General features: G+C 45.3%; 14 protein-coding genes. 6 read left to right on the forward strand and 8 right to left on the reverse strand.

Annotated features, from left to right (window positions below; all coding sequences use genetic code 11):
* Positions 1-41: 41 nt before the first annotated feature.
* Positions 42-263 (reverse strand): translation initiation factor IF-1, encoded by a 222-nt coding sequence (gene infA / locus Q9R24_RS06840; RefSeq protein ID WP_001284370.1) that lies wholly within the window; start codon positions 261-263, stop codon positions 42-44.
* A gap of 231 nt (positions 264-494) precedes the next feature.
* Between infA and Q9R24_RS06845 the strand changes: the two genes are divergently transcribed.
* A complete protein-coding gene (locus Q9R24_RS06845) occupies positions 495-1,502 on the forward strand; it encodes an AraC family transcriptional regulator (protein ID WP_129717912.1) in 1,008 nt (335 codons plus the stop codon).
* 92 nt (positions 1,503-1,594) lie between these two features.
* On the opposite strand, the gene truA is transcribed toward Q9R24_RS06845, so the two are convergent.
* From truA to asd, 5 genes are all read right to left on the reverse strand, one after another.
* Complete coding sequence (gene truA / locus Q9R24_RS06850) at positions 1,595-2,392, reverse strand: tRNA pseudouridine(38-40) synthase TruA (RefSeq protein ID WP_213686446.1); 798 nt, start codon at positions 2,390-2,392, stop codon at positions 1,595-1,597.
* Positions 2,393-2,406: 14 nt separating this feature from the next.
* Positions 2,407-3,375, reverse strand: a complete 969-nt coding sequence (locus Q9R24_RS06855; RefSeq protein ID WP_311204452.1) for an asparaginase domain-containing protein — start codon at positions 3,373-3,375, stop codon at positions 2,407-2,409.
* Between the two features lie 47 nt (positions 3,376-3,422).
* Entirely contained in the window at positions 3,423-4,739 is a 1,317-nt protein-coding gene (locus Q9R24_RS06860; RefSeq protein ID WP_311204453.1) for a fimbrial protein FimV, read from the reverse strand.
* Between the two features lie 66 nt (positions 4,740-4,805).
* Complete coding sequence (locus tag Q9R24_RS06865) at positions 4,806-6,392, reverse strand: hypothetical protein (RefSeq protein WP_311204454.1); 1,587 nt, start codon at positions 6,390-6,392, stop codon at positions 4,806-4,808.
* 120 nt (positions 6,393-6,512) lie between these two features.
* The gene (gene asd / locus Q9R24_RS06870; protein ID WP_004647391.1) at positions 6,513-7,631 is read right to left on the reverse strand and encodes an aspartate-semialdehyde dehydrogenase; all 1,119 of its coding nucleotides are present in this window, start codon (positions 7,629-7,631) and stop codon (positions 6,513-6,515) included.
* 188 nt (positions 7,632-7,819) lie between these two features.
* Between asd and Q9R24_RS06875 the strand changes: the two genes are divergently transcribed.
* Complete coding sequence (locus tag Q9R24_RS06875) at positions 7,820-8,950, forward strand: endonuclease/exonuclease/phosphatase family protein (protein ID WP_005245920.1); 1,131 nt, start codon at positions 7,820-7,822, stop codon at positions 8,948-8,950.
* Positions 8,951-9,273: 323 nt separating this feature from the next.
* On the opposite strand, the gene Q9R24_RS06880 is transcribed toward Q9R24_RS06875, so the two are convergent.
* Both Q9R24_RS06880 and Q9R24_RS06885 read right to left on the reverse strand, forming a co-directional pair.
* The gene (locus tag Q9R24_RS06880) at positions 9,274-10,209 is read right to left on the reverse strand and encodes a lauroyl acyltransferase (protein WP_114541281.1); all 936 of its coding nucleotides are present in this window, start codon (positions 10,207-10,209) and stop codon (positions 9,274-9,276) included.
* Positions 10,210-10,316: 107 nt separating this feature from the next.
* On the reverse strand, positions 10,317-12,221 hold the full coding sequence (locus tag Q9R24_RS06885) for an ATP-binding cassette domain-containing protein (protein ID WP_114541280.1): 1,905 nt from the start codon (positions 12,219-12,221) through the stop codon (positions 10,317-10,319).
* A gap of 33 nt (positions 12,222-12,254) precedes the next feature.
* Here Q9R24_RS06885 and Q9R24_RS06890 point away from each other — a divergent pair, with 33 nt between their 5' ends.
* From Q9R24_RS06890 to topA, 4 genes are all read left to right on the forward strand, one after another.
* Positions 12,255-12,500, forward strand: coding sequence for a SlyX family protein (locus Q9R24_RS06890; protein WP_004278477.1), 246 nt, complete (start codon positions 12,255-12,257; stop codon positions 12,498-12,500).
* A gap of 367 nt (positions 12,501-12,867) precedes the next feature.
* Complete coding sequence (locus Q9R24_RS06895; protein WP_311204455.1) at positions 12,868-13,872, forward strand: hypothetical protein; 1,005 nt, start codon at positions 12,868-12,870, stop codon at positions 13,870-13,872.
* Positions 13,873-13,942: 70 nt separating this feature from the next.
* Positions 13,943-14,392 (forward strand): hypothetical protein, encoded by a 450-nt coding sequence (locus tag Q9R24_RS06900; protein WP_004647398.1) that lies wholly within the window; start codon positions 13,943-13,945, stop codon positions 14,390-14,392.
* Positions 14,393-14,422: 30 nt separating this feature from the next.
* On the forward strand, positions 14,423-17,065 hold the full coding sequence (topA, locus tag Q9R24_RS06905) for a type I DNA topoisomerase (RefSeq protein WP_311204456.1): 2,643 nt from the start codon (positions 14,423-14,425) through the stop codon (positions 17,063-17,065).
* The last annotated feature ends 22 nt before the right edge of the window (positions 17,066-17,087 follow it).

Below are 17,087 nucleotides of genomic sequence, written 5' to 3' on the forward strand. Positions count from 1 at the left end.
ATAAAAAAGCCACTAAAAGTGGCTTTTGCTTACGCTAAAACTTAGCGTGCACGATATGTGATACGACCTTTAGTCAAATCATAAGGTGTCATTTCAACCTTCACACTGTCGCCCGTTAAAATACGGATATAGTGTTTACGCATTTTACCAGAGATGTGGGCAATCACTTCGTGACCGTTCTCTAAACGTACACGGAACATAGTATTAGGAAGCGTCTCGGTGACAACGCCTTCGAACTCGATGAGTTCCTCTTTATTGGCCATAGCCTACCTGAATGAATAAATTGGAAAGGCGCAAATTATAGTCAATTTTTTTGCAAAATACAAGACGAAACGGGCGTTAGACTGATCATCTGCCAGTAAAATAGGCGAACTGTCACGATAATTTTTTTAACTAAAAAGACACCTGTTTCTGTTGTCAGTTTGGTCAATCACAGTTAATCTAAAATTAATCTTTTTAAGTATAAATGAAGTACATACAAGGAAGGCTTTTGAGTGAGTCAGCTAACGGATGCATCAGTCGTATTGCGTTTAGGCTATCAGGCGATTCGTCGTGCGGGGTTGCCAACAGAAGAACTTTTGACCAAAGCAGGAGTGGCTTTAAATCAGGTGGAAGCCAATGACCGTACCCCGCTGAGTGCCCAATATGCCTTTTGGGTGGCGGCAGAGGAAGTCAGCAAGGACCCGGACATTGGATTGCATCTGGGTGAGCACCTGCCACTTTATCGTGGTCAGGTCATTGAACACCTGTTTGTTTCATCTGAAAATTTTGGTGAGGGACTGAAACGTGCTTTGGCTTATCAGCGACTGATCAGCGATGCCTTTGCTGCCAAATTAGTGATTGAAGATGATCGCTGCTATTTAACCAATGGTGAACAGCCTTTTGCTGAGAGTCTGGTCAATCGTCATTTTACTGAATGTGCTATGTCAGGCGTACTTCGTTTCTTTAAATTTATTACTGAAGGACGTTTTGAACCGATTTATATCGATTTTAATTTTTCTAAAGGGGCACCTGATGATGAATATTTCCGGGTTTATGAGTGTCCGGTCAGTCTAGGTCAGAAAGAAACCCGTTTGTACTTCGATCCGACTATCCTGGAATATCCGCTGTGGCAGGCTGAACCTGAGCTGTTGCAGCTGCATGAGCAACTGGCGATTGAAAAATTACAGGAACTGGCAAGATATGATCTGGTCGGTGAAGTCCGTCGTGCGATTGGCTCTACTTTGGAGAGTGGTGAAACCACACTGGAAACTGTAGCAGCACAACTGAATATCACGCCACGCCGTTTGAGAACGCAACTGAGTGAGGCACATACCAGTTTTCAGCAGATTCTCTCGGATTATCGCTGTCGTCTGGCCAAGCGTTTGCTGGCGAGTACCAATGAGAGCGTCGAGCGGATTGTCTATCTGACCGGTTTTTCTGAGCCAAGTACCTTCTATCGTGCCTTTAAACGCTGGACCAATGAGACGCCGGTGGAATATCGGAAACGGAAGCAGCGTTAAAAATCCCTCCTAACCTCCCTTTAAAAAAAGGGAGGAATTCCCCTCCTTTTAGGAGGGGTTAGGGGAGGTAAATATTCTAAAAAATTTAAAAACTATTCCGGCATATTCAGCCAGTGCGGACCTAAGGGTAATTCAGGTAATTCAAACTGCGCTGGATAGTCGGCATGAATAAAATACAAACCATCTGCTGGCGCAGTCACACCAGCAGCTTTACGGTCTTCTGCCGCGAAAATATTATCAATATGATCGGCAGCATACATGCCCTGACCAATTTCCAATAAACATCCCATGATATTGCGCACCATATGGTGCAGAAAGCCATCGGCTTGAATATCCAATACCAGATATTGACCATGCTGAATCAGGTGGCAATGGCTGACATGACGAACGGGCTGATTGGACTGACAGGCTGCGGCGCGGAAGCTTTCAAAGTTATGCGTGCCTTCAAACTTTTTCGCGGCGTATATCATCTGTTCAACATCAAGCGGTGCATAGACATGGGTGACCTGTTTATGCAGCAATGCCGGGCGTACAGGGTGGTTGTAGACCACATAGCGATAGCGGCGCGCCTGTGCCTTAAAACGGGCATGGAAGCTGTGATCCATTTCTTTGATCCACTGGATCGAGATGTCTTTAGGGAGTTGGCTATTGCAGCCCATCAGCCAGCCACGTTCAGAACGCACGGCATCCGTATCAAAATGTGCCACCATGTTGGTCGCATGTACCCCGGCATCAGTGCGGCCGGCACCCTGTAGGCTAATCGGTTGATCGGCAACTCGGCTCAGGACCCTTTCAATGGTTTCCTGTACGCTTGCAACTCCCGGCTGTTGAGTCTGCCATCCCCGATAATGCATCCCACAAAACTCAATTCCCACCGCAAAACGCTGCATAATGACCTCAAACCTTATTGATCGTACCAATGACGATGCCATTGCTCTACAGTGTCGTATTGTAAATACATTTTCAGGGCTTTTGCATACAGATCCGCATGTCCATAACTTTCATTCAGCAAAATTTTGCAGTGATTGACCCATTCGGCAATAGCATAGCGCTGATCCGTCGCACCAAAAGGCACTTGGGTGGTCAAGACGGAAATGCAGCCCTGCTCATAGAGTTGATCAATGAGCGCAATCATGGTGTCATTGACCGCCAGGTTGCCAGTGCCAAAACCTTGCAAAAATAGAAAATGCGGTGGTCGAGCCAAGAGGTTGTTCAAGTTATTCAGCTGCTGAGCCAGATCAATCGGCTGCATCATGATGCTCATGCAGTTGAATTCAGCCGCTTTCGCAATATCTTCTACCTTGACCTGATAACACGGTTGATGGGTCTGGATTGCGATATTGGCCTCAAGACCGGAAAAGGCATTTAACTCAGTAGTATGCTGTTTCAGTGCAGTTTGCGCATGTAGCAGCTGATGATGGAATGCCAGATAGACTCCAGCGCTACATTCGCTGATGGAATCTAGTGCAAATTTCAGGTTATCCAGGGCATCACTAAATTCACGCTGTTCATTGCCTTGAGCATTCAGCAACGGATATTGGCTACCGGTCAGCACCACATGCGCCGAGTTTCCAATAAAATGTGCCAGTACTGCACTGGCATAACTCAGCGTATCTGTACCGTGAATAATCACAAAATGCTGGATTTGCCGCGATTGCAATTGCTGAATAAACTGTACCAGTTGCAACCAGTCGGTTGCTGTGCAGGCACTACTGTCCTTAATGGCGGGTGCATGGTGGCATTCTACAAAATACTGCTCTGCAAGTATCTGTTCGAGTTTTGGAATAAATAAATCAGCAGGCATCGGTGCAAGAGGGTCTCCCACGCAGCCGAATGTGCCACCCATATAAATTAATGCAATATTTTTTATCATAAAAAAAGCAGCCAATTATTGACTGCTTTAGTGTAAAACGAAATGCATCAAGATGCGATTTGATTCAGTAATTGCTCTGCGCGTTGCTGTTGTTCAGGAGTATATTCAGCTTCTCGCTCGGCAATGATTTCGCGGGCAGCGGCATAAGCACCGAGTTGAATATATTGCTGCGCAAGATCAAGATTGAGACTCGCTTCATTAACATCCAGTAATTCCGGGAAAGATTGTACGAGTGGATCATGCTGGTCTACGGCTACCTGAGCTGGCGTAGCAGGAAGATCGAAACTCATCGCTGTTGCAGCATGTGCTTCTGGCGTGGTTTCTAAATGATCTAATTTAAAATCCATGCCTGATAGATTAGTTTGTGTAGCTGGCTCTGCCACAGGTGCTGCAACTGTCAAGCTAGACAGATCAAACTCAGTCGCTGGCACTGCAGTTTTTTCAGCTGCTGGTACGGGTGTGTCAAGTGAGAATGAAAAATCTAGAGGCTTGATTTCTTCACTCACAGTTGGTGCTGTTTCTACTGGAGCAGGCTGTTCCAAATCCAGTTTAAAGTCTAAGACAGGTGCCGTTTCTGTTGCTGCTGTAGTTTGAATATCTGTAGATGTACTCTGAAATTTAAAATCTACAGAAGGAGCAGCAGGTACAGGAGCCTCTTTAGCTTTTGGTGTTTCTACTGGGGGAGTCTTTGGTTCAAAATTAAATTCAAGTGGCTGAATATCTGCTACAGGTTCTACAGGGGTAGCCGGTTTACTTGGTTGAAAGTCTTGTTGCAATTGTTCAAATGCCAGTTCATTTGAAGGAGCCGGTGCAACCAGATCGGCAAAGGCATCTGAAGTTGAAGCAGCTTCCTGCGCAGAAGAAGTTTTAGGCTGGGCACTTGGAAAATCAATGGTCTCTTTTACAGCAGATGAAGATTTTTCAAATTCACGCTGTTTCGCTTCAGCTTGCGCCAGAATCTCATCTAAATGCAAAGAACGGATATGGTTGAGCAGCTGTGAAATTGCAAACTCATCTTTTTGTAAGATATGAATATCCAATAACAATAGATAGAGTTCATGCTGGGAATTATCCCGATTCAGTGCCTGGTTAATCTGTGCTTCGGCCGCAAAAAAATTACGTTCTTGAATCAGGCCTTCAATTTTCTTGCGTGTTTCTGCTGATAATGGCGTTGCTGATTTTTTTGTGACCCCGACTGGCTCCACCACCTTGGTTCTTTGTGGGGCAGCTTTTGACGCAGAACCAGGTTTTTTTGCTTTTACCGTTTTAGTTTTTGCTTTATCTGATTCTTGAGCATCTTGTCGTTTTTTAAAGACAATTAATACGATGATCAATATCACTAATGGAATCACATAAATCAGCATGTTTTACCCCTTGGGGATAGAGTAGTTTAAGTTCGCCTATCCCAATAAATCGTCATGTGTAACTTTTTAATTAATTGGCTTCTTATCTGCTTGTTGGGCTTTGAGCTGTTGTTGTAGCTGGGCCAGACGCGCATTTAATAACTGAATTCTGTGATCCTTCTGATTGAGTGCCAATTCTAATTCAGTTACGTTTCTCTGTAATTTAACGGTTTTTTCTCGGGCTGTCATAACTTTTAATGACAATTCCTTTGATGTTTGATTGCGTTCTGTGTTCTGGTTTGCAGAAACTTGCCCGGAATCGCGCTGGTTCTCAGCCACTAGGCTCATTTCTGCCTGATTCAGGCGGTATTTAGTCTTGCCAGTAGGCTTAGACGGTAGCTCGGTTTGCTTTGCCGCAGTGACTTTAATGGGCGCAGGTGCAGGATGAGTCGTATTTAAGTTCAATGCAGCACCCTTGCGTAGACGATCGGCATTTCCTCCGATAAAGGCATGCTCATTGTCTTTTTTGATTTGCTGCATGACTTCGTTGACCGGGCGCTGCTGCTGTTCGGCAATTCGTGAAGCAATCCCCCACAGTGACTCATTGGATTGAACGACATAAGTAGGTGAAGTTTGATTTGAAGCTACTTTGACTGGTTGAGCTTTTGCAGTCACTGGAGCCGGAGTTTTCACCGGATTGGCTGATCCAGTTGATTTTCTGGCTTGCTCCTCAGCAAACTTCTTCACCAATGGATCACTAGAGGCAGTTTGATGATCAGAATGGGACTCTACAGCTTTCTGCACATCTGCTTTATTTGATGCTGATGCACTTTGATTTGCTGGTATCGTACTGGTTGGTTTGTTTGTAGTCGAGGCTGCTGCAGGAGCCGGCGATGCAAGAGTTGCTTGTGAGGTCTTTACTGAATCTGAAAGCGCCGGTGCAGTTTTAACTGGGGCTGGAGTATCGGGTGCAGTTACAGCCTCGCTTTTCAGTACAGGCGTAATCGCTTGAGCCTGAATCGCTGGAGTTGATGCCATTACAGCTGGCGCAAATGCAGTTTTTGGAATAGAAGTGTTCGATAATGTCGGTGGTGCTGTGCGTTGCAATGCCAACGGCTTTTCTAGAGCCGGTGGCTTATTTAAGGCTGTGGAGGCTGCCGTATTGTAATGGCTACTTACGGGTAAGTTGAGTGCAATATCTTTTTCACTGACGACGACAACTGGTGCAAGCGGACGTTCATTCTGTTTGAGACTAGCTTTTAATAAATCGGTTTTAGCTTGTAAGGGTGTACGAATATGTTGCAGCCGTGCGGCATTGCCTTCCTTGATTTTGACAATAATATTCAGCTCGCGCTCTGTCATGGGGCGAGAAGAAGTAATGGTAATAACCCCGGTACCATTATTGCTGCGCCGAGTAAAAAAGTTCAGATGACCAGGTGGCTGATGCGATGCACCAATTGACATTAAATCTGCAGGTGAAGCCAGACTGACTTCAATCGGCAGATTGATATCAGACTGCCGAAAAGTCATTTCTGCATAGAGTAATTCCCCAGGGGCAGACTGAATCTGAACCGGATCTACATTAATCGCATAAATGTTTTGTGAAGCGACAATGGCTAAAATGGCAAGCTTTAATTTGTTATATACAGTCATCTTAATCGTGAGCTCAGTCATTATCGCATAGCGAAAATTATAGATTAACGGGATGTTTGTTTTTTGTAAAATACTTACGCAATAGTTACATAAAAAAGCCGATCAATAAAGATCGGCTTTTGGCTTTATATCCAAAGGATATTAAGCATTTTTATAATCAATCAGAATACGCAGCATACGGCGTAATGGCTCGGCAGCACCCCAAAGCAACTGGTCACCTACAGTGAATGCACCCAGATATTCTTTACCCATGTTCAGCTTGCGCAGGCGGCCGACTGGAACGCTTAAAGTACCTGTTACAGCAACAGGCGTCAGATCAGTCATCGATGCTTCACGAGTATTTGGAACCACTTTAGACCAGTCATTGGCACGTGCAATGATGTCTTCGATTTCATCCAAAGGTACATCTTTTTTCAATTTCAGGGTTAATGCCTGAGAGTGACAACGCATGGCACCAATACGCACGCAGTGACCATCAATTGGCACGATCTGCTGGTTGCCCAGAATCTTGTTGGTTTCAACCTGACCTTTCCATTCTTCTTTCGACTGGCCGCTTTCCAGTTGCTTGTCGATATAAGGAATGAGTGAACCAGCCAAAGGAACGCCAAAGTTTGCAGACGGGAAGCCTTCACCACGTTGTAATTCAGCAATTCTAGAGTCGATATCCAGAATTGGAGAACGCGGATCATCTAGCAACTCTTTGGTATTGTTATATAAATAACCCATACCATTGATCAGTTCACGCATGTTTTGCGCGCCCGCACCAGAAGCGGCCTGATACGTCATTGACGTTGCCCATTCCACCAGATTGTTCTGGAACAGACCGCCCAAGCCCATCAGCATCAAGGAAACCGTACAGTTACCACCGACAAAAGTCTTGGTGCCTTTGACTAGACCATCTTTGATCACGTGCATGTTCACCGGATCAAGTACGATGATGGCTTCATCATCCATACGTAAAGTCGATGCTGCATCAATCCAGTAACCGTTCCAGCCTTCAGCTTTCAGTTTCGGGAAAACTTCAGAAGTATAGTCGCCACCTTGACAGGTAATAATGACATCCATTTGCTTCAGACTGTTAATGTCTGATGCATCCATAAGTGCTGGGGCGGTCTTACCGCCAAATGCCGGCGCTTCACCGCCTGCATTACTGGTAGAGAAATAGAATGGCTCAAAATGAGCAAAATCATTCTCTTCAACCATACGTTGCATAAGGACGGAACCAACCATCCCGCGCCAACCGACCAGACCTACTTTCATGTCACTTTGCCTCGGTGCGTTAAAAAATCAAAAGGGATTCGAGTGTACCAAAAAGGGACTCAACTGCAAGAGCTACACAATCAAAACATCAATATTCTTGAGAGAAATATCTGCTTTATGATACATACAAAATTGATAACGTCATTTTTCTTTTAGAAAAAATAATAACTTAATTAAGAGCGCAGTTTATGATATGGGTTATCCAAATTCTGGCAATCATTGTCATTTGGTTAAGTTTTTGGTCACTGATACCACGCGATGAATGGTGGATTCGGGGTGCGGATTTTCCACGCTTACAAATTCTGGTATTGGGCTTTATCGCCTTTATTCTTTTTCTCCTGGTTGATCATCCCTGGAACTGGTTGAATCAGCTGCTTTTTATCGGTCTGATGGCAGCTTTGGCCTATCAGTTGAAAATGGTATTGCCCTATACCTTTATCTGGAAAAAACAGGTCAAGCAGGTCAAGCATGATCAGCTGGATCCGCAACGTCAGATTTCCCTGGTCGTTTCCAATGTACTTACTACCAATACCAAATATCATTTACTGATCGAGCAGATCCAGATTCATCAGCCAGATCTGGTTTTGACTCTGGAAACCGATCAAAACTGGCAAAATGCACTCTCGGTGATTGAAGCTGATTATCCTTATCGCGTGCCTGTGCCTTTGGATAATCTGTATGGCATGCATCTATATAGCAAGCTCGAACTGAGTGAAACTGAGGTTAAATTTATTCTGAGTGACGAAATTCCCTCAATTCATACTACAGTGATTTTACGCTCGGGACAGCCAGTACAGCTCTACTGTCTGCATCCCAAACCACCCAGCCCGACCGAGGCCAAGGATTCTACCTTGCGTGATGCTGAACTGCTGATTGTCGGTGATCAGATTAAGGATCTGGATGAAAGCTGTATCGTCATGGGCGATCTGAATGACGTGGCCTGGTCACGTACCACACGCCTATTTCAACGCATTAGTGGGCTGCTAGATCCGCGGGTAGGGCGTCATTATGTGAATACTTTTCACGCAGATTATCCTTTTTTTCGCTGGTCGCTGGATCACGTCTTTCACAGTACCGATTTTGCCTTGGTACATATGGAACGTTTACCGCATGTAGGCTCTGACCATTTTCCGGTCTTTCTGGTTTTACAAACCGGTCGGGTATTCGAGCATATTCAGGAAGAATTAGAACAAACTGATGAAGATGAGCAAGAAGCACAAAAAGCTATTGAAGAAGGCATTCAGAAAGCAGAGAAAGAGGAAAAAATAGTCACTGATGAAGTTGCTATGGCATATAAAGAAGGAGGCAAAATCTCTTAGCTTTTTAGAAGAAAAGTGTACGATATTGCTTACAACAGTTTCCGCTTCTTGCGAATGGGCAGGGGTTAGGAATCTGGGTATTCTAGGTTTATCAGCACAGGGAGTCGAGAAAGGATATTCTCATAAGGAAGACGAAGCTGAATGAAAACATCATGGATATGATGCTGAAAGGGAAATCACAAAAAAGCAGAACGAATTATAATATGTGAAAGCACAACCTCATTAACCCGAGTTTTACAGGATGTAGAGCTCGGGTTAAATTATTTCAATTACTTAAACATGATTTTAAGCTATAGCCCTTCAAATTCCGTGATCAAATCGATTTAGTAAATTGATTTATAACCTTCAGGGCGAGTCTTAAAACGGCGGTGGAACCACATATATTGGGTCGGTGCGATGCGCAACTGCTGCTCAATCACCCGGTTCACGCGAGTGGCATCTTCAACTTCATTCTCACTAGGGAAGTTTTCCAGTGCCGGTTCAATGAGCACATGGTAGCGCGGATTGTTAATATCGCCATGACGGTAGAAATATAAAGGAATTGCAGCCGCTTTGGTCATTTTCAGTAAACGGCGATGTGCGGTTACAGTCGCCGCAGGCACGCCAAAAAAAGGTGCCATCACGCCTTGTTTTAAACCATAATCCTGATCCGGACTGTACCAGATCGCATGGCCATTTTTCAGGTTACGTACCAGACCGCGCATATCATCATGGTCAATCTGATTGGCATAAATTGTGGCGCGACAACGGTAAATCAGCATGTCCAAAAGTGGATTATTCTGCGGACGATAGACTACATCCGGTTCAAAATATTGTGCGCAAAGATAACCACCCGCATCGAGCAAAGTTGAATGCGTGCCTAATAACAGCATGCCTTGGCCTGCGGCTTGTGTCTTCTGAATATGTTCCAAGCCTTCAATACTGACGCGGCCCTGAAACCATTTCGGACTGTACCAGGCATTCAGCGTCTCAAACACCCCCAGCATTTGATCGATAAATACCTGACGGGCATTGTCCTGTACCTGCTTTTCAGACCATTCGGGAAAGCAGACTTCCAGATTACGCAGCGTGGTTTCACGGCGTGATTTCAAGTATTTAAAAGAAAGGTGGCCCAGCAGGGACGCCAGACGATGCTGAATGGCCCAAGGTAAGATCGCCAGAATCATCAGGAAAATAATGCCTAGCCATTTGCCCCAATATTGAGGTAACAGGAATGACCATTGAAATTCACCGGGTTGATATGCAGGCTGAGTACTCATAAAACAATTTAGGGCCAAAAGATTAAATGCAGTCTAACAGAGAAGATTATTGAAATAAAAAAGCATCTGTACGAATACAGATGCTTTAGTAAAAGCTCGGGGAATATTTAGCCGTTACTTAGGTTGTCCAGTTCTTCCCAACGCTCTAATTTTTCCAGTAACAGCTCATCAATTTCGGATAAACGGTTAGAAAGTTTCAATGCTTTATCGGAATCAGTCACAAATAAAGAGCCATCAGCCAGTTGTGCGTTGATCTCGGCCTGCTCTTTTTCCAGTGCTTCCATTTCAGCAGGAAGTTGCTCGAGTGCACGCTGGTCCTTGTAGCTAAGCTTAACTTTTTTGGCAGCGACCGGTGCCGCCTCGGCTTCTGCTTTGGCTATGGCTTTTTTCACGGCACTTTTTTGGTCAACCACGGTTTGATCCGGACGTTGTTCAAGATAATCCTGATAACCGCCAACATATTCGTCAATATTGCCCTTACCATCAAAGACCCAAGTGGATGTTACCACGTTGTCCATAAAGGCACGGTCATGCGAGATCAACAGCAGGGTGCCTTTGTAGCCACCCAGCATCTCTTCCAGTAACTCTAAAGTCACCATATCCAGGTCGTTGGTTGGCTCATCCATCACAATCAGGTTCGATGGTTTCAGCAACAGTTTCGCTAGCAGGATACGGTTGCGCTCACCACCTGACAAAGCTTTGACTGGTGTACGGGCACGTTCTGGCGAAAACAGGAAATCTTGTAAATAACTATAGATATGACGACGGTTACCATTCACATCCACGTGGTCAGAACCTTCTGAGACGTTATCTTTAACAGATTTTTCCAGATCCAGCGCATTACGGAGCTGGTCGAAATAGGCCACTTCTAACTGCGTACCGGTCTTCACCGTACCGCCATGTTCTAGCTCGCCCAGAATGGCTTTAATGAGGGTAGTTTTACCGACACCGTTATCACCGACCAGACCGATACGGTCGCCACGGAGGACAAGTGCAGAGAAGTTGTTGATGATCGGTGCATTGTCACCGAATTTCACACTCAGGTTCTCAATTTCAAACACCAGTTTGCCGGAACGGTTGGCATCCTGAGTCGCCATCGTCACTTTACCTTGTTGCGAACGACGTGCTCTAGATTCTTCACGTAATGCTTTTAGGGCACGGACACGACCTTCGTTACGGGTACGACGGGCTTTAATCCCTTGACGGATCCAGACTTCTTCCTCAGCCAGCTTTTTATCGAACAGCGCATTTTGCTTTTCTTCAGCTTCCATTTGCTGGGCTTTCAGGTCTAGATAACGTGAATAGTTACCTTCATAACTACGCAGTTGACCACGATCCAGTTCAACAATACGGGTAGCAATGCTATCGACAAAGGCACGGTCATGCGAAATGAACAATAGGGTCAAATTATTTTGATCGAGCAGGAATTTTTCCAGCCATTCGATACTTTCAACGTCTAAATGGTTAGTCGGTTCGTCCAGTAACAGCACATCGGGTTGGGTAAGTAAAGCACGTGCCAGTAGTACACGACGCTTACGACCACCAGATAAATCGGCAAGATCTGCATCCGGGTCCAGGCCCATTTTGCTTAAAATCGAATTGACTTTGGTTTCCAGCGCCCAGCCATCCAGCTGATCCATTTTGTGTTGCAGGTTGCCCATACGATCACAGGCGTCCATGTCACCGAGTACACAGGCTTCACTGGCAGCATGATAAGCACGCAAAACTTCCGATGCTTCACCGGCACCATCTGCCACGATATCAGCCACTTTACCTGAATCCATCGGTACATCTTGCGCCAGCATGGAAATAGTAATGCCGTTTTGTAATGAAACTTCGCCGTTGTCAGGCAGTAAACTTCCTTCAATCAGCTTAAGTAAGGTAGACTTACCCTCACCATTACGGCCAATCAAACACACTCGTTCGCCGCGTTCCAAGTTAAAATTCGCGCCGTCGAGCAGGGCGGGTCCACCAAACGCAAGTTGGACATCCCTAAGGGTAATATAGGCCATAATGTTTCCTGAAATCCCCAATGAGGACTTTAAATGACTAAACAACAAAATCTAAATGATCAGGCGTCATTTTCCGCACCCATTGAAGATTTGCAAGTGCGAATTGCATTTTTAGACGATTTAGTTGAACAGTTGAATGATCAGGTGGCCAAACAGACCCTGGAAATTGCTGATCTGAAAAAGCAAATGACGCTGTTATATCAACGTGTTGAGTCTTCAGATCTGTCTGAAGGCATTGCAGAATTTGATCCGGTTGCAGATCGCCCACCGCATTATTAATTTGCAACCAATGATTTAATCAACAACAACCCTTAGCTGATCTAAGGGTTTTTTATTGAAAAATAAAAATGAGCCAATCGATAAGATGTTAAAAAGAGAAATATTATTTTTTTGAATTGGCTTTTAAATTGCATTAAATCCGCATATAAAAGTAATAAAGCGTAGCGTGATGATCAAGTGCAAAAGAATTTTCCTGTTGAAAACAAACATTCACGCTTACAAACAGATTTCTTGCCGGCATTTCATAAAATGCAGTTTAGCTCTCTGCCGAAACAGGCCTGCACCCATTCAGTCCTAAAATTATTTGACCTTTCACTCACTTCCTACTCTAATACCGGCTCTCAGGTACATTCCGGAATTGCGTCCCATGCACCCAAAAGTTATTCTACTCGACCTCGAAAATAATTTCCCCACAGCCAAGTTAATGCGTGAGATTGTGGCGCACTATTCGACTTTATATCTGTTTAGCTGTGCCGGAAAATTTGAATTCTCCTTAGAGGACTTAACCGAGCTTGCCGGCTGGATTAGCAGTGGTCAGGTGGTGGTGCTGGACACGCCTGAATCGCCACAAAAAGAATATGAGTATGCAGTCATTGTCGGTCAGCTTATGGCGCTACTGGAGCCAGAAACCGAGGTTGAATTGATCTCGGCGATGGACAGCTGCGAGATGTTGCAGCAGATGCTGCAGGCTTCTGATATTCCGTGTCACCTGATTCAGATTCAGCCTGATGAGACAAGCATTCCAACAGATCAGCCTAAAAATCATCTTCCGAGTCTGGACGCCATCAAGAACAAACCCGCCTTGCAGCTGGTGAAAAAATACTGTGATGCTTTAGGGAAAATGAGTGGCAAACCGAATACGGTGGAAACCCTAAAAAACTCAGTGGCGAATATTCTGCAAGTGATGCCGGTAAAAGCTCAGCATGTGGTCGGCATGTTGATTAACCTGAAAATTGTCAAACGCTATGATGAGCAAATCAGCTTCCGAAAAAAAGTCCTGAAACAATGGCTGCAGCTCAATCTGGATGAACAAAGCCCGGTTAAAAATCCGAAACTGGATCAGGTCATTTCCCAACTACAGGCAGATGAAGTTCCAGTTGAATCTGAATCGTTCCAGTCACCAATCCAGTCGGCACAGCAAGACCTGTTCAAGAATTTTGGCCGGATCGATCCGGTCCAACTAGAAGTGGCGCGTAAACTGCGTGAATTGCAGGGCGACAAACCTAAAGACATTTATGAACTGCGTGATTTACTGGAACAGTTATTTCCAAAATCGGACATCCGCTTGCTGCTGAAAGAACTGATCGAGAAAGGTTATATTTACTGGAATGGTCACGAAATTTTATATAGTCATGAAATGTTCCTGAATTAATTTTATCGTGCAAACTTGCGTTTTATATTCTGCTTATGCAACTCTAATAATAGAACATAAAGGTTGAACTATGGAAAACACTGGAATCTGGGTGACGGTGGTCATCATCATTTTCGTCATAGGGTCGATTTTCGGGTTGCGTGTAAGTCCCCGAGAAAAAGCTCTGGGCCTGATGCGTGACAAAGCCCGTAAAATGGGTCTGCATCCACGTCTGGTGGTGGCACCGGACTGGACCAAAATTCCCAAGGCGACTGAAAGTCGTGCCAGTATGGTCGCGTACTACAGTGTACTGATGCCAGATGCGCGTTTGCCCTTGATGCGCGCCCGTGTTGTCGATAATAAACTCGAAATCGTGCAGGGTGATGAGAAATTTAAAGATTTTCCCATTGCATTAAAAGGCATTTATGCTATTGATATGCAGGCCAACTGTGTCGGCATGTACTGGGATGAAGAAGCTGATTTAAGAGCGACCCAACTCGACGACATCAAAGCACTGTTACACGCTTTGGCTGAACTTTAATTTAGAAATAAACAGGATTAACGGTTAATTATGGCGAACGCTCCTCGGTCCACATCAAAAAGCAGCACAGCGAAGTCTCCCGACGCTGGAAGCAAGCGTGCCCTAGTGATTGTGGAGTCGCCTGCAAAAGCGAAAACAATCAATAAGTACCTTGGTCCGAACTACATCGTAAAATCATCGGTGGGTCATGTGCGTGACTTACCGACTGGCGGTTCTGCAAAATCGACAGAGAAAAAACCAGCGACACGTACCAAACTGACGGATACAGAAAAAGCTGAAAAATCACAGAATGCGTTGATTAACCGCATGGGTGTCGATCCGGAACATGACTGGAAAGCCAAATACGAAGTCCTTCCTGGCAAAGAACATGTGGTTGCCGAACTGAAAAAACTGGCATCGCAAGTCGATGAAGTCTATCTGGCAACGGATATGGACAGGGAAGGAGAGGCGATTGCCTGGCATTTAAAAGAAGTCATCGGCGGTGATGATTCGCGTTATCAGCGTGTGGTCTTTAATGAAATTACCAAAAATGCGATTCAGGATGCCTTTAAGCATCCGTCACGTCTGGATACCAATAAAGTCAATGCGCAGCAGGCACGCCGTTTCCTGGATCGTGTCGTGGGCTTTATGATTTCGCCATTGCTTTGGGAAAAGATTGCGCGTGGTCTGTCAGCCGGTCGTGTACAGTCGGTTGCGGTGAAGCTAGTGGTCGAGCGTGAACGTGAAATTCGTGCCTTCATTCCTGAAGAATACTGGCAGGTGTTTGTCGATACCAAATCGAAAAAAGATGATATTCGTCTCGAAGCGGTCAAGCAAAATGGCAAGACGCTCAAGCTACGCAATAAAGCCGAAACTGATGCCTTATTAAACCTGATCAAAGATGCGGATTATACGGTTTCTGCACGTGAAGATAAGCCAACCAAGGTTAATCCAAGTGCGCCGTATATCACGTCAACGCTACAACAGGCAGCCAGTACCCGTCTCGGTTTTTCTGTGAAGAAAACCATGATGCTGGCGCAGCGTCTGTATGAAGCCGGCTTCATTACCTATATGCGTACCGACTCGACCTTCTTGAGTGATGATGCGGTGAATATGGTGCGTGGTCATATCGAATCCGAGTTTGGCGAGAAGTATTTGCCTGCCAAGCCGAACCGTTATGGCAATAAAGCCGGTGCGCAAGAAGCGCATGAAGCCATTCGTCCATCTATGGTTGGCTTAAAAGGCGACAGTCTGGTAGGTGTTGAGCGTGATGCACAGCGTCTATATGACTTGATCTGGCGCCAGTTTGTTGCCTGTCAGATGACACCAGCAGAATATTTGTCTTCTACCATTTTAGTGGATGCCAATGGCGTGGAACTGAAAGCTAAAGGCCGTACCTTGGTCTTTGATGGCTTTACTCGCGTGCGTGGTGCCAATAAAGCCGATGACGATATTTTATTGCCTGCGGTCAAAGTCGGTGAAGTGCTTAAACTTGAGAAACTTGATCCATCTCAACATTTCACCAAGCCACCGGCACGTTTTACCGAAGCCTCACTGGTCAAAGAACTGGAGAAAAAAGGCATTGGCCGTCCATCGACCTATGCTGCAATCATCTCGACCATTCAGGATCGTGGTTATGTGAAACTGGATAACCGTCGTCTCTATGCCGAGAAGATGGGTGAGATCGTCACCGATCGTCTGGATGAAAACTTTAGTAATCTGATGAACTATGCCTTTACCGCAGATCTGGAAGGTCAGCTGGATAAAGTGGCAGATGGTGAGCGTAACTGGAAAGAGTTGTTAGATAGCTTCTATGGCGATTTTAAACAGCGTTTGACTACAGCGCAGGGTGAGAACGGTATGCGCCGCAATCAGCCTGTAGAAGTGGATGCGGTACATTGTAAAGAATGTGACCGTCCAATGCAGATTCGTACCGGAACCACAGGCGTATTCTTGGGTTGTTCAGGCTATAACCTACCGCCGAAAGAGCGTTGTAAAGGAACCTTGAACCTGACACCAGTTGAGTCTCTGGCTGCATTATCTGATGATGAGGCTGCGGAAACTGCTGACCTGATGTCGAAGAAGCGTTGTCCGATCTGTGAAACTGCCATGGACAGCTATGTGATTGATGGCGGCCGTAAACTGCATATCTGTGGGAATAACCCGGACTGTAGTGGTTTTGAACTTGAAGAAGGTGAGTTCAAAATTAAAGGCTATGATGGCCCGAGTATCCCATGCGACAAGTGTGATAGTGAAATGCAGCTGAAGACGGGTCGTTTTGGTCCGTATTTTGCCTGTACCAGCTGTGACAATACCCGTAAAGTCTTAAAGAGCGGTCAGCCTGCGCCTCCACGTGTGGATCCGATCAAGATGGAGCATTTACGTTCTGCCAAGCATGACGATTTCTTTGTACTGCGTGACGGTGCAGCCGGTTTATTCCTGGCGGCAAGCAAGTTCCCGAAAGTGCGTGAAACCCGTGCACCGAAAGTGGCCGAGATTCGTTCTGTTGCCGACCAGCTTGATCCAAAGTATCAGTTTATCTTGCAGGCACCTGATGTGGACCCGGAAGGGAATCCAACTCTGGTAAAATTTAGCCGTAAGAACCAGTCACAATATATTGGTTCGGAAACTGCAGAAGGCAAGCAAACCAAATGGTCTCTGGTTTATCAGGACGGAAAATGGGTTGAAGCCTAAACTCTAAGATTCAAAAAAATGC

The organism is Acinetobacter sp. RRD8 (assembly GCF_031844225.1).
Lineage (GTDB): Bacteria > Pseudomonadota > Gammaproteobacteria > Pseudomonadales > Moraxellaceae > Acinetobacter.